This is a genomic window from Corallococcus sp. AB049A, from assembly GCF_003668885.1.
In the GTDB taxonomy this organism is placed as follows: Bacteria; Myxococcota; Myxococcia; order Myxococcales; family Myxococcaceae; genus Corallococcus; species Corallococcus interemptor.
Map to the genome: position 1 here is coordinate 1 of NZ_RAWL01000236.1, position 13,583 is coordinate 13,583.

General features: G+C 70.1%; 13 protein-coding genes. 3 read left to right on the forward strand and 10 right to left on the reverse strand.

Going from position 1 to position 13,583, the window contains the following annotated elements:
* Positions 1–313 precede the first annotated feature (313 nt).
* Together D7X55_RS23765 and D7X55_RS23770 are read left to right on the forward strand one after the other, a co-directional pair.
* A complete protein-coding gene (locus tag D7X55_RS23765; protein ID WP_407921784.1) occupies positions 314–1,354 on the forward strand; it encodes an RCC1 domain-containing protein in 1,041 nt (346 codons plus the stop codon).
* 326 nt (positions 1,355–1,680) lie between these two features.
* Positions 1,681–3,873 carry a kelch repeat-containing protein gene (locus D7X55_RS23770; protein WP_233610016.1) on the forward strand — a complete coding sequence of 731 codons (2,193 nt, stop codon included), beginning with the start codon at positions 1,681–1,683 and terminating at the stop codon, positions 3,871–3,873.
* A 113-nt stretch (positions 3,874–3,986) separates the two neighbouring features.
* Here D7X55_RS23770 and D7X55_RS23775 read toward each other — a convergent pair whose 3' ends face one another.
* The 5 genes from D7X55_RS23775 to D7X55_RS23795 form a co-directional block, all read right to left on the reverse strand.
* Positions 3,987–4,772 (reverse strand): pirin family protein, encoded by a 786-nt coding sequence (locus D7X55_RS23775; RefSeq protein WP_233610017.1) that lies wholly within the window; start codon positions 4,770–4,772, stop codon positions 3,987–3,989.
* Positions 4,769–5,548 (reverse strand): DsbA family protein, encoded by a 780-nt coding sequence (locus tag D7X55_RS23780; RefSeq protein ID WP_121724274.1) that lies wholly within the window; start codon positions 5,546–5,548, stop codon positions 4,769–4,771. Before D7X55_RS23780 ends, D7X55_RS23775 begins: the two co-directional genes overlap by 4 nt.
* 200 nt (positions 5,549–5,748) lie before the next feature.
* A complete protein-coding gene (locus D7X55_RS23785) occupies positions 5,749–6,510 on the reverse strand; it encodes a hypothetical protein (RefSeq protein ID WP_121724275.1) in 762 nt (253 codons plus the stop codon).
* 239 nt (positions 6,511–6,749) lie between these two features.
* Entirely contained in the window at positions 6,750–7,886 is a 1,137-nt protein-coding gene (gene chrA / locus D7X55_RS23790; protein ID WP_121724276.1) for a chromate efflux transporter, read from the reverse strand.
* Complete coding sequence (locus tag D7X55_RS23795) at positions 7,883–8,296, reverse strand: arsenate reductase ArsC (RefSeq protein WP_120550449.1); 414 nt, start codon at positions 8,294–8,296, stop codon at positions 7,883–7,885. Before D7X55_RS23795 ends, chrA begins: the two co-directional genes overlap by 4 nt.
* Before the next feature lie 261 nt (positions 8,297–8,557).
* On the opposite strand from D7X55_RS23795, the gene D7X55_RS23800 reads away from it, so the two are divergent.
* On the forward strand, positions 8,558–9,112 hold the full coding sequence (locus tag D7X55_RS23800; protein ID WP_120550448.1) for a hypothetical protein: 555 nt from the start codon (positions 8,558–8,560) through the stop codon (positions 9,110–9,112).
* 3 nt (positions 9,113–9,115) lie between these two features.
* Here D7X55_RS23800 and D7X55_RS23805 read toward each other — a convergent pair whose 3' ends face one another.
* The 5 genes from D7X55_RS23805 to D7X55_RS23825 all read right to left on the reverse strand — a co-directional run.
* Positions 9,116–9,994, reverse strand: a complete 879-nt coding sequence (locus D7X55_RS23805) for a DUF3014 domain-containing protein (RefSeq protein ID WP_121724277.1) — start codon at positions 9,992–9,994, stop codon at positions 9,116–9,118.
* Positions 9,995–10,063: 69 nt separating this feature from the next.
* Complete coding sequence (locus D7X55_RS23810; protein WP_120550446.1) at positions 10,064–11,110, reverse strand: hypothetical protein; 1,047 nt, start codon at positions 11,108–11,110, stop codon at positions 10,064–10,066.
* Between the two features lie 11 nt (positions 11,111–11,121).
* Positions 11,122–11,997 carry a ribonuclease H-like domain-containing protein gene (locus D7X55_RS23815; RefSeq protein WP_120550445.1) on the reverse strand — a complete coding sequence of 292 codons (876 nt, stop codon included), beginning with the start codon at positions 11,995–11,997 and terminating at the stop codon, positions 11,122–11,124.
* Entirely contained in the window at positions 11,997–12,434 is a 438-nt protein-coding gene (locus tag D7X55_RS23820; RefSeq protein ID WP_120550444.1) for a (deoxy)nucleoside triphosphate pyrophosphohydrolase, read from the reverse strand. Before D7X55_RS23820 ends, D7X55_RS23815 begins: the two co-directional genes overlap by 1 nt.
* A partial coding sequence (locus tag D7X55_RS23825) for a PQQ-binding-like beta-propeller repeat protein (RefSeq protein ID WP_407921783.1) occupies positions 12,431–13,583 on the reverse strand: 1,153 nt, incomplete at its 5' end. The genes D7X55_RS23820 and D7X55_RS23825, both read right to left, overlap by 4 nt.

Sequence of the window (13,583 nt, forward strand, 5' to 3'; positions counted from 1 at the left end):
CCCCTGCGCGGCGCGAGCAGCGGCGGCGCATCTCCCGCCGCGTACAGGAACGGCTTGAGCGCGGAGCCGTAGGGCACGGCGCGGCGCACGTCTCCCTCCGAGAACAACACCTCCCCCGAGTGCCGGCACGCTGGGCACGGCCACCAGCACCGCCACCACCAGCGAAGTCCTCTGGACGGCGCCCTCCTGCGTATCTTCGGGCACAACTGCCTCGGTGACTGCCACTGTCACCAACGCCCTCGGCCTCTCCACCCACTTCGCGTTCACCCTCCAGGGCGGCGCAGCCTGCGCTGCAAGCAGCGGGGCTCATTTCGTGGCGGGCAGGTTTCATAATCTCGCCGTGAAGCAGGACGGCACCGTCTGGGCCTGGGGAGATAACTCCCAGGGCCAGCTCGGCGACGGGACCACCACCCAGCGCCTCACGCCCTTGCAGGTGCCGGGCTTGACAGGCGTCGCAGCCCTTTCCGTTGGCACTCTCCACTCGCTAGCCGTGAAGCAGGACGGCACCGTGTGGGCCTGGGGCGACAACATCCAGGGCCAGCTCGGCGACGGGACCACCACCGACCGCCTCATGCCCGTGCAGGTGCCAGGCTTGACGGGCGTCGTGGCCCTCGCCGCTGGCAACTACCACTCGCTCGCCTTGAGGCAGGACGGCACCATCTGGGCCTGGGGGAACAACGCCCAGGGTCAGCTGGGCGATGGGACCACCACCCAGCGCCTCACGCCCGTGCAGGTACCAGGCTTGGCGGCTGTCGCGGCCCTTGCTGGTGGATTCTACCACTCGCTCGCCGTGAAGCAGGACGGCACCGTCTGGGCCTGGGGCAACAACACCGAGGGCGAACTTGGCGACGGGACAACCACCGACCGCCGCACGCCCTTGCAGGTACCGGGCTTGACGGGCGTCGCGGCCCTCTCCGCTGGCAACTACCACTCGCTCGCCGTGAAGCAGGACGGCACCGTCTGGGCTTGGGGAAACAACGCCCAGGGCCAGCTCGGCGACGGGACAACGACCCAGCGCCTCACGCCCTTGCAGGTGCCAGGCTTGACGGGCATCGCGGCCCTCGCGGGTGGCACCCTCCACTCACTCGCCGTGAAGCAGGACGGCACCGTCTGGGCCTGGGGCGACAACTCCCGGGGCCAGTTCGGCGACGGGACCACCACCCAGCGCCTCGTGCCTGTGAAGGTGCCGGGGTTGACGGGCTTCGTGGCCCCCTCCACTGGCGGTACTCACTCGCTCGCCGTGAAGCAGGACGGCACCGTGTGGGCATGGGGCGAGAACGCCCAGGGCAGGCTCGGCGATGGGACGACCATCAGCCGTTTCACACCTGTGCGGGTGTCGGGCCTGAACCTCTGACGAGGCGCTGGGCGCTTGCGTTTGGCAGGCGCCCAGATTCAACCGGCCAATCCATCCTCGCCGCGGGTCGTCATGGGTGCGCTACAGCAGACGCGGTCCCATTGGCAGACATCCGCGCAGGGATGTCGGGTTGGACCGCCGTGGCGTGACCTGACTCAGGAGCAGGTTCACGGGTACTGATTGTAGACTCCTGCGGCACCCGGGGGGAGAAGTCCATGATGCAAGAGAGTCGAAGCGGGCTGGCGTGTCTGGCTTTGGGCTTGGTGTTGGCATTGACCGGCTGCGGTGGCCACCAGCAGCCAGTGGCGGAGGGTAACGCGCAAGTAGTGGTGACAGCGCCGCAGGCGCTCAGTGCCAGCGACGTCACCCGCGTGGAGCTCACCGTGTCCGGCACGGGGATGACGACGCGCACCGACGCGCTGGTGAAGACGGCCGGGCAGTGGGGCGGGGTGCTCGGGCAGTTGCCCGCCGGCACTGGCCGCACCTTCAGCGCCCAGGCTTTCGACGCGTCCAACACCGTGCGCTACGCGGGCCAGGTGACGCCCGTCACCATCCAGGCTGCCCAGACGACAGCCGTCACCCTTCTCTTGCAGGAGGTGAATGCGCCGCTGCCCTTCGAGAACGCGGCCCCGCGCATCCTCTCGCTGGTGGCCAGCCCCGGCACCGTGTCGCCGGGCGGGCAGGTGACCCTCCAGGCCACCGTGGATGATCCGAACGCCGGGGACGTCCTCATCTCCGCCTGGACGGCCAGCACTGGCAGCTTCGGCGCCGCCTCCAGCCTCACCACTGCGTGGACGGCACCCGCCTTCGCTGGCCCCGTGGTGTTGACATTGACGGTGACGGACTCCAAGGGCGCCTCCGCGGCCTTGAGTGTCACCGTCGCGGTGAGCACCGGCACCGGCAGCGCAGCCGTCAACGTCACCGTCAACACCTGGCCCCAGGTGGCCACGGTGACGGCGCTGCCGTCTTCCGTGGTAGTCGGACAGGCGACGGCGGTGTCGGCCGTCGCGAGCGACGCGGACGGGGACAGCCTCTCCTACCAGTGGACGACCTCGTGCGCGGGCACGTGGGCGAATGCCACCTCGGCGAGTGCCGGCTTCACGCCTTCGGCGCAGCCGTCCGGCGGCACGTGCACGCTCACTGTGGTGGCCTCGGACGGCCGGGGCGGCCAGGGGCATGGGAGTCTGGGCATCTACGTGGGCCCGGGGACTTCAGGGCGCATCCCGCCCGAGGTAGTAGAGGCCTTCCAGTCGGTGGCCACGGCGCCAGCGGCCGGGGGCACCGTCGTCTTCCGGGTGAGGGCGAAGGATCCGCAGGGCAGCGTTCTCACCTTCGCGTGGACTGCGAGCACCGGCACGCTGAGCACCGCCACCAGCACCGCCTCCACCAGCGAAGTCCTCTGGACGGCTCCCTCCTGTGTTTCCGTGAGCACCACCATCATCGCAACCGTCACCAATGCCTTTGGCTTCACGGTCACCCAGAGCTTCGCAGTGACGGGGCTTCCTGCCTGTGGTCCATCGGGTTGGGCCTCGACGGGCTTCATGGCTACGCATCGCTACGGGCACATGGCGACGCTGCTGCCCACCGGCAAGGTTCTCGTCTCGGGAGGGCAAAGCAGGGTCAGCTATCTGGCGACGGCGGAGGTGTACGACCCGGCCTCGGGCACCTGGAGTGCCACCGGCTCCATGGCCTCACCTCGCTACCTCCACTCCGCGACGTTGCTGCCCAACGGCAAGGTTCTCGTCTCGGGAGGGCAGAGCGGGAGCAGCTACCTAGCGACGGCGGAGGTGTACGACCCGGCCTCGGGCACCTGGAGCACGACAGGCTCCATGGCCTCACCTCGCTACTACCACTCCGCGACGTTGCTGCCTAACGGCAAGGTTCTCGTCTCGGGAGGCTCCAACAGCAGCGGCTACGTCGCAGCAGAAGTGTTCGACCCGGCCACAGGCACCTGGAGCGCTGCCGGTTCCATGGCCTCGCCTCGTGACCAGCACACGGCGGCTCTGTTGCTCAACGGCAAGGTGCTTGTCTCGGGGGGAAGAGACAATAGCGGCGCCATCGCGACAGCAGAGGAGTACGACCCCGCCGCGAACACTTGGAGCACGACGGGCTCCATGACCTCAGCTCGCCGCGTCCACAAGGCGGCGTTGCTGAACAACGGCAAGGTGCTCGTCTCGGGGGGAATCAATTCGCTCACCCGCCTCGCGACGGCTGAAGTTTACGACCCGACCTCGGGAACCTGGAGCACGACAGGCTCCATGGCCTCAGCTCGCCGCGAACATTCGGCGACGCTGCTGCCCAACAGCAAGGTCCTCGCAGCTGGGGGCAATAATACGAGCGGTACCCTCGCGACGGCGGAAGTGTACGACCCGGCCTCGGGCACCTGGAGCACGACAGGCTCCATGGCCTCCTCCCGCGATGGCTACACCGCGACGCTGCTGCCCAATGGCCAAGTGCTCGTTTCGGGAGGGCTCACCGGTAGCAGCCCATTTGCGGCAGCGGAGTTGTACACGCCCTGAAACCTGCGAGGGGCCATCGCTATTCATGTTTCACATGAGCTTGCCCGGGCGGATGGTGCCTCCGCCCGGGCAGGGGATGGGCCCAATGAATCGCAGCCCGCCTCTCTGGAACATTAGGCCGCGACGTCAATCCAGAGCGCGCTGCAGTCCTGCGAGGCGCGCAGAGTCAGGCCTCCCCGGAGCAGCTGCGCCCCCTCGCCCCTGGCGAGGACTCGCCCTTGCCCCAATTGCAACGCGGCATCCAGGGACAGCAGATAGCCGGCTCGTCCCGGGGCCACCTCGAGTGCGGTCTCCTGTCCCACTGCCACGTCCAGCCACCACACGCGCGCGTCGCTCCGAAGGGGCATCGCCTCGTCACCGGCCACCAGGTGGCGGCCTCTTCGGGCGGCCTGCGGTACGGAGCGGCGGAAGTAGGCGGGTGCACCGCCGTGCTGCGTGGGGGCGAACCACAGCTGAAGCATCCGCGTGTCTTCATCCGTCTCGTTGCCCTCTGCGTGGAACATGCCGTCCCGGGCCGAGACCAACTGCGCCTCGCGGGGACGCAGGGTCGTTCCGTGGGACTGATCTCCGTGGTGGCTCAGCTCGCCACTGAGGACGATGCTCAGGATTTCCATCTCCCGGTGCGGGTGGAGCGGGAAGCGCGAGCGAGGCGCGAAGGTGGCATCCGCCAGGACCTGAAGACTGCCGAGCGGGCGTCCCATGCCTGCGCTGGGGCCCACGGTGGCGATGAAGTGGTCGTGCAGGCGCAACCACGACAGCTCCGTGACCGGCAAGGAGGAGAGGGGACGCAGACGGACATCCGCCACGGGCTCAGGCTTCGGAGACGAGGAACAGCCGAGCGCGGCGAGCCCCAACAATCGGGCGCCGCCGCGCACCAGCGCACGGCGGCCGAGCTTCACGCCTTGCCCCCTTCCGGCTTCATCGCTCGAGCCAGCGCCTCGACCATCCGCGGTCCAGTCACGAAGCCGCTCGCGAGCACTTCGACGCCGGCGCCATCACGGAAGAGCACGGTGGGGAACCCGCTCACGCCCAGGGCCCGGACCTCCTGGAGCTCGTTCGCCGTCGCCCGCTTCGCGTCCGCATGGTCGAACCGGCTCAGGAACACCCTGAAGTCGAGGCCGTGCGCGGCGCAGATGCTCTCGTAGAAGGACGCCACGGTCGGGTCCTCTCCCTCGGCGTAGAACTTCCGCTGAATGGCGGCGAACACCTCGTACGCGCGCGTCTCCGGTCCAGGTATCTCCTCGAGCATCCCGCGCATGACGACGAACGCGCGGCACGCAGGCTCGGTGTCGTAGTTGAACGCCGGCCGGTCGAGGAACCGGGTGGAGAACGGCTGCCCGGTGCGCGCGGCAATCTCTTCCCAGTGGTGGCGCAGGAAGCCCTTGAACCGCTCGTTCCAGGGGTCCCCGCCTCCCGGACGGAGCCCGCCCACCCGGATGCGGAAGGGGAGGCCCTGACGGTTTGCCTCCGCCTCCAGTTGGCGGAGCCCGGGCGAGCCTCCCCAGCACCAGGAGCACATCGGGTCCCCCACGTACAGCACCTCTCGCACGAGTTCCTTGGCGCTCGCCTCAGCGCTCTCCAGCTCCGCGCCAGGAAGCGCGCACGTCCCGGTCTCGGGGTCACACAGCGCCTGCGCCTCAAGGGGCGTCTCGTCGTCGTTTCCGGGGCGATTCATGGCCAGCTCCTGGTTGCGTCATTGCCACGCCCTCAAGGGATAGCGCCAGCGCCTCCACTGTCTGCAGGTCGTCCCAGGCGATGTGCATGAACACACATGCTGTGCGCGTCCACGCGAGTCGTCAACGCAGGGGCTTGGCGCTCACGGGGAGCGACGCCGCTTGGCCTCGACATTGCCGAGCGCGCGGGCCCCATGCGCTGCTACGCGGCGACCAGCACCTTCGAGACCCCGCTCGACGGGCCGCTGGCGAGCTGCCGGACCGCGCCGGCGGGGTTCTTGGCGGACACGTGGAAGGCCTGGGCCTCGGTACCGGAGAAGCTACCCTTGGCCTGCACCTGGAAGGTGCTCTGCGGCAGGGTGACCCCGCTGACCTGCGTCCCTTCGATCAGCTGGGCGATGGTGCCCTTGAACTTCTGGTCATGCCCCTTCTGGTCCTTGTAGGTGACCTTCAGGTCCGCGCTGGCGAGGAACGTCGCGGTGAAGGTGGTGTCCACCTGATCCTCGTCCACCTCGAAGGTGACGATGACCGTGGAGTGCCCCTCCACCGGGACGGTGGTCGAGTAATTCCACTTGTGGGCGATGCTGCTCGTCTGGGTGGTGCTCACGCCGAAGTTGAGCTTCACCGTCGTCTTGCTGCCTCCGAAGAACGGAAGGCCGACGTTGAACTCCTCGTCCAGCTCGAGCCCGGCAGTGACGGTCCAGCCGATGGTGTCGGTGGTGGTCTTGTCCACCGTGAACTGTTCGCTGGTCGTGATGTTCAGCGAGTTCTCGTACGTGGAGGACTGCAGCACGTCAGGCCTGCTCCCCTTGGACTGCAGGGTGGCGTAGTCAATCGTCAGCAGTTGGAACGAGCTGTTGTCCAGGTCGACGTCGACCTTCTTCAGCCCGGCGTTCTCCAGGGCGGTCTGGATTTGCTGCTGCACGAGCTTCTTGGCGTTGGGGAAGTTGGAGTTGCTGCCCATATTGTTCTCGCAGGTGAGGGCCCCTCGATTGAGGCGCACTCAAGCTTGAGCAAGCGACGTGCCGCCTTCGCCCGCGGCCCGGCACGGGGCGGGACAACAGGGGAGCGCCTCTCCTCCCGGCGCGGCGGGTGTGCCGGCGACGTGTCGGCGACGTGTCGGCGACATGGGCAATTTGGGGAGGGGAGTTCGGTCTCTCGACGAGCTGAGCGGCTATCGGCGACAGACCGCAGTCAGGCCTGTCACCAGGCCCGAATCAGCCCCACGGCGGCGCCGCCCAGCACCAGCCACGCGGAGTTGACCCGCCAGCGGAGCAACAACGCGGCTCCAAGCACGGCCAGGGCCACGGTCCAGCCGTCCACCAGGGCCGCGCGGCCCAGCTGCCAGGTCACCACGGCCATGAGGGCCAGTGAGGCCGCGTTGACGCCGTCGAGCACCGCGCCCGCGGTCCGGGATCGGCGAATCCGGGGGATCAGGGGGCCGCTGAGCGCCACGAAGACGAAGGCCGGCAGGAAGATGCCCAGCGTCGCGAGCCCGGCGCCGGGCGTACCGCCCACCAGGTAGCCGATGAACGTCGCCGTGGTGAAGACGGGGCCCGGCGTGAGCTGGCCCACGGCCACCGCGTCCAGAAGCTGGGCCTCCGTGAGCCAGCCCCAGCGCTCGACGAGGTCCGCCCGGAGGAAGGCCAGGAGGACGTAGCCGCTGCCGAACAGCACGCTGCCGACCTTGAGGAAGAACAGGAACAGGCCGCCCAGACTGGCCGGAACGGGGGCCGTGGCCGCCAGGGCCGTGACGCCGTTGAGGGCGAATGGCGTCAGGACGAGCGCCGGCCTGGACTCGGGGGACGACCGGACGTGGATCCAGGCCGCCAGGGCGCCTCCGGCCACGGCCAGGATGAGCAGTTCGTTGACCCCAAGGGCGCTCGCCAGGGCCGAACCGACCGCCACGGCGATCCGGGGCCGGGTCGTCAGGGCCGTCTTGCCGAGGCCCCACAGCGCCTGGAGGACCACGGCCAGGATCACGGGTTTGACGCCGTACAGGAGGGCGCCAGCTTGCGGCAGGGTGCCAAAACGCACGTAGGCCCAGGCCGCCGCGAGCGTCAGGAGCATCGCCGGAACGATGAAGCACGCGCCGGCCACCACGAGCCCGGGCCAGCCGGCGCGCCGGTGGCCCAGGTGGATGGCCAGCTCGGTGGAGTTGGGGCCCGGGATGAGGTTCGTGGCGCCCAGCAGGTCGAGGAACTCCTCACGGGGGAGCCACCGGCGCCGCCGCACGAGCTCGTCTTCCATCATGGCGATGTGCGCGGCAGGGCCCCCGAAGGCCGTCAGCCCCAGCCGGAGGAAGACCCAGGCGACTTCGCCCAACGAGCCCGAGCTCATCGCGAAGGAGCCAGGAGCCAATCCTGACGTTTCAGAAGGGCGACCACACGGGCGCGGATGTCGTCGCGGATCTCCCGGACCCGGGGCATGGGCTGGCCCTTGGGGTCGTCCAGGGGCCAGTCGTCACGCTTCAGACCCGGGACGACCGGGCATGCGTCGCCACAGCCCAGGGTGATGAGCCATCCGGCGTTCCGGGCCAGTTCGTCCGTGAGGAGCCGAGGCAGGGTGCCGGACAGGTCGATGCCGGCCTCGGCCATGACGGCCTGGACCTCCGGGTGGACCCGCGCACCGGGTTGCGTCCCGGCGGAGAGGGCACGTGCGCGGGTGGGATCCGCGAGCGCGTTGAAGAATGCCGCCGCCATCTGTGAGCGGCCCGCGTTGTGGACGCAGGCGAACAGGACCGTTTCCATCGCGCCGATTTCACCAGAGAAGCAGGGGGACCCGGAGAAACGACCGCGAAACAGCCCAGGAGAAAGACCCCAGGACACCCCAGAGGCTTGGTTTACATAACGCTTCTTATCAGACCTTTCGACTGGGGGTTCCCCAGGGATTCCAGGCGCTTCCCCGGGCCCGTCCCAGGCCCCCGATACCGTCCGCCACCTACCGCCGGACCCCGGTCCCCGGCATCTCGTGCTTCCCGAGTCCGGGTCCGCACCGTACCTTGCCGCGCCATGCGCTTCTTCCGACGAACCGGACTCGCCGCGCTGTGCGGCCTCACCGCGGCCCTGCTCACGGGCTGCCCCGACAAGACGGCCCAGGCCCCCGTGGACGGCGGCGTCACCGGCGCCGCGGCCGTGCCCGACTCCGGCCCCGAGGCCGTCGTCTTCACGCTCTCGTACCTGTCCCCGGATGGCGGCTCCGCGCTCATCCCCCTGGCCCTCGAGGAAAAGCCCCTCGTCGAGCCCACCTCCGACCTGGAGCTGCGCAGCACCCTGGGCCTCAAGAACTACCGCGTCCGGCTGATGGACGAAGCCGACCGGGCCATGGTCTCCGACGACTCCGTGTCCGAGGCCGACGACGGCCTCGTGTACCGCATCCACCTGCCGCAGCCGCTCAAGACCGGCTTCTCGTACACCCTGGTCGTGGACGCCCAGACCGGCTCCTCGTTCCAGGACTCGCGCGGCCGCGACGTGGATGACCTCCGGGCCGCGTTCCAGATCATCGGCGACAAGGAAAAGCCCAAGCCGCCTCCACCGCCCGCCAAGGGCGGCAAGAAGCGCAAGTAGCCGTCATTCCTGGGTTTCGGACTGCCCCGGCGCCTGATCCGGCAACGGCTCGGGCGTCGACGGCGCCGGCGTCGGCAGGTTCAGCGCCGTGCGCAGCTCCCGCAGCTTCGCCTGGATGACCCGCATGTTCCCCGGGCCCATCCGCAGCAGATGCTTCTGGGCCTTGCTCAGCCGCTCCAGCTCCGGCGACGCATAGACATACAGCGCGCCCTGGGGCTCCACCTCCACCGGCCCCTGCGGCACCGGCACCGCCAGCAGGTGCTGGATGGCCCGGCCGAACGCCGTCTCGAAGCCCTGGTCCGGCGGAGCAATCTCCCGGTACGCCTGGTCAATCAGCGGCTTGAGCTCCCGGTACACCATCGCCGCGCCGGACGCGTCCAGCGACCCCAGCACCCGGGCCACCACGTCGTAGCGCGCGTAGCTCACCGGCGCGATCTGCGAGCGCCCGTTCGCCCCGGCCGCGCCCACCTGGAACGCCCCCACCGGCGCCATGAACAAAAGCGACGCCCGAGGACTCTCGCCGTCGGCGATGTTGCTCACGGACGCCGTGAACCGGCGCGCCAGGTCGCGCTCCTGCAGCCACTTCGCCAGCTCCGGGTCCACCGACAGCTTGCCCACCAGCTCGCGGATGCGGCCGTCGCTCTCCGGCAGCGACACCTCCGGCGGCGCCTCCGTGCCCGCGTCCACCACGGGCGGCGCCGTCACCACCGGCGGCGGCTCCACCTGGCGCCTCAAGCCGAAGTACGAACCCACCACGCCCACGACCATCAGCGCGACCAGGACGCCCAGGACCTTGCCGCGCGACGGAGCCTTGGGTGGCTCGGCCTGCGGTGGCGGCGGAATGGCTCCAGGCCCCTGATTCACGAAGTTCGGATCGCTCATGTGCCCGGACCTTACAGACAGGCCTCCGGACCATTCCACGCGGCCGTGAACAATCCACGCGGCCGGTGTTCACCGCGCGGACAGCACCTCGTCCGGCAGGCGCCAGAGCTGGCCGTCCTCGGGCGACAGGATGAAGCCGCCGGGCAGGAGGTGCACCGACGTCACGGCCTCCGTGGACAATGGCAGCTCCCACGCGCACACCGGACGCAAGGAGTCAGGGTCCAGTTGAAGCAGGTACCACTCCCCCGCCTCCAACAGGTCCTCCACCGCGACCAGCACCGCCCGCTCCGTCACCAGCCCGCTGTACCCCGTGGCGAGCGTGCCCTGTTCCGGCAGCAGGAACTCCGCCGCCAGCGTGGCCTCCGGGTACGTCCAGCGCCGCACCCACGTGCCGCCCACGCCAATGAAGCCCGAGCCGTCCGGCAGGAACCCCGCCGGATAGAACGGCGCCTCCTCCGACGCCACCGCCGCGCCACGCACCAGCCCCGCCGCGCCGCGCTCCACGAACGTGAGCCACGTGCCCTCCTGGCCCTGGCTCACCGCCACGCCCATCACCGGCAGGCGCGGATGCGGCACCCATTCATGCAGCCCGTCCAGGTCGTCCTCGCCCACGACGGGCGCGGCGAGCTCCAGCCCGGCCTCCGCGACGTCTGATAACGTTCGGGTATCCAGGACGCGCACGCAGGACCGGCCGTCCTCGACGCTGCTCGTCCACAGGCCCTCGCCGGTGATGTCGAACCCGAGGGTCTGCGTGTCCCGCGTCCACGCTCGCGCCGGCGTCGCCACCTGACTCCCATCCAATGCCTGGCCCACCAGCTCGATGCGCCCCGGGCCCAGCACCGCCGCGCACCGGAGCGACGGATGCAGCGCCACCAGCCGCGCCGTCCGGGGCAGCTCCAGCGCATGCCCTGGCGGCCAGGACTCGCGAGCCCCGAGCACGGCCAGGCGCCGCGCCCCCACGGCCAACCCCAACGCATCGTCCGAGGGAGGCAGCACGAAGCCATCCCCCGCCCACTCCGCGTCCATCACCGGCAGCGTGGTGATCCGCGTGAGCGCCACGCGGCGGCTGGGAATGCCCCACGGCGTGCCGGGCCGCGGCCGGCCAATCCAAGGCACGACCTGGCCGCTCAGGAATCCTGCTCCATGGCCCGCACGCGCGCGAGCGTGTCCACATCCCGCTCGGTGGGGCCCAGCTCCAGCAGCAGCCGGCTCACGTCGTACAGCAGGTCGCCGCGCTCGAAGACCTTCAACCGGGGGACGTCCAGGTTCAGGTCGTCCGCGCCCTTGTTGTAGGCCAGGTCCATCAGCGACCGGAGCTGGAACGAGTCGTAGAGGTTGTACTCCACCAGGTAGCGCAGGGCCTCCACGTCGCCGCGCCGCAGGTACGCGCGCCACAGCAGCACCGCGTCGTAGCCATTCACACCCTTCAGGTGCGGCGGCCGGCCCACGCCCAGCTTGTCTTCAATCTCCTTCAGCCCGCCGCCCATCCCCAGCCGCCGCGTGACGAAGCGCAAGTCGATGTGCGCCTCCGGCACCGGGAAGTTCTTCGCGCCGAAGTACTCCTTCAGCACCGGCACGTCGAAGCACGAGCCGTTGAACGTCACCCACAGCCGCCGCTTCGCCAGGCCCTCCGGCAGCGCGTCCATGTTGCGGCCCTGGATGTAGACGTGCAGCCCCTCGGCGTCGAAGAGGCTCACCACCGTGGGCACCTGCGTCTTGCTGCCGTCCGTCTCGATGTCGAAGTAGACGGCGTCGTCCTGGAACTCCGGGAACAGGCGCCAGTGCTCGCGCGGCGGCACCATCCGGGCCAGGTCCTTCAGGTCCTTGCGCTCCAGCGCCGCACGGGCCTCCGCGATGCGCTCGCGGGCCGCCGTGTCCGCCTTGCGGCTGATGACGATGCCGCCGTCCGGGAAGTCATCCCAGGTCCGGATGCCCTTGGACCACAGGTCCTTCTCCCGCCACGGCCCCACGCCGGGGATGAGCTGGAAGGTGTGCCGCAGCATCAATCGAGCGCACCCAGCCTTCCCGCCAAGAGGTCGTCCAGGAGCGGCACGTCCGCCTCGCAGAACGGCAGCGCCTGCATCTCCGTGGGCGTGTGGAACGCCAGCTGGTGCGCGCCCAGCGGCTTCGGCTCGCCGGATTCAATGGTGGCCGCGAACAGCACCAGCTCCACCGTGAGGTCCGGGTACGTGTGGCGGCCCTCCCACAGGCGGCGGCCCACGGACAGCTCCACGTCCAGCTCCTCGCGGCACTCGCGCGCGAGGGCGGCCTCGTCCGTTTCGCCCGCCTCCACCTTGCCGCCGGGGAACTCCCAGAGCAGCGCGCGGCTGCCACCGGGGAGGCGCTGCTGGACCAGGTACCGCGGCCCGCCGTCTTCCGGACCGGGCCGGGGAATCAGCGCGGCCACCACCCGCACCGTCCGGGGCACGGCGCGCGTCACCCGCGCGGCCCCTTCTTCACGTCGTTCATGTCCAGCGCGTACAGGTACGCGTTGTTGGACAGCACGTACACGCGCGAGCCCACCACGAACGGCGGCGCGGAGATGCCCACGCCCGGGTTCCACGCCATGCGCGACCTACCCGTCGTCGGGTCGACGAACAGCAGCGCGCGCTCGTTGGGCACCAGGAGCATTCCCCGGGCCAACACCGGAGCGAGCGCCGTCCTATCCTTGAGGGGGAGCGACCAGATGAGCTTCCCCGTCTCCCCCAGGTAGGCGTCCACGCGGCCGTCGCCGGCGGCGAACACCACCTCGCCCCGCGCGAGCAGCGACGTCAGGCCGCCCACGCTGGCGTTCCAGATGACCGCGCCGGTGTCCGCCTCCAGGGCGTACAGGCCGTTCTTGTACGAAGCGACGTAGAGCCGCCCCGCCGAGTCGAGCGCCGGCGTGGTGTCCACGTCCAGGAACTCCGTGCCCGAGCCGGACAGGGACTTCTCCCAGATGACCCCGCCGTCATCGACCTTGAGGGCGACGAGGAAGCCGTCGGAGAAGCCGACGTACGCGGTGCCCTGGTCCACCCTGGGCGCGGAGGCGCCCCGGACCGTGAAGCCCGACGGCGGATCGCGCCGGTACTGCCACACCCACGTGCCGTCCGTCGCCTTCACCGCGAACACCGTGTCGGTGTCCGTGGTCACCAGCACCAGGCCGTCCGCGAGCACCGGCACCGTGGCCAGGGACTCGCTGGTGGCGTACTTCCACTTCACCGCGCCGGTGCGGCCGTCGAGCGCGTACAGCACGCCGTCGCCGCCCGGCAGGTAGATGACGCCCTCGCTGGCCAGGCCGCCCGCGAGCGCCCGGGCCCCCGTGCGGAAGGTCCACGCCACCTTCGCGTCCGGACCGACCGCGCGCACGTAGCCGTCACGCGTCTGCACGATGACGTTGCGGCTCTCCGGGTCGTACACCGGGGAGGCGGGCTCGCGCGGCGAGTACTCCAGCAGCGGGACCTTGTCGATGAGCCCCGTCCACCAGTCCACCTGGAAGAAATCCACCGGCGGCTGACGGGGCGCCGCGGGCAGCTCCGGATTGCCGTACAGCGGCGCCGAGGCACACCCGGCCAGGAGCCCCACCCCGGCCACCATTCCCACCCACCGC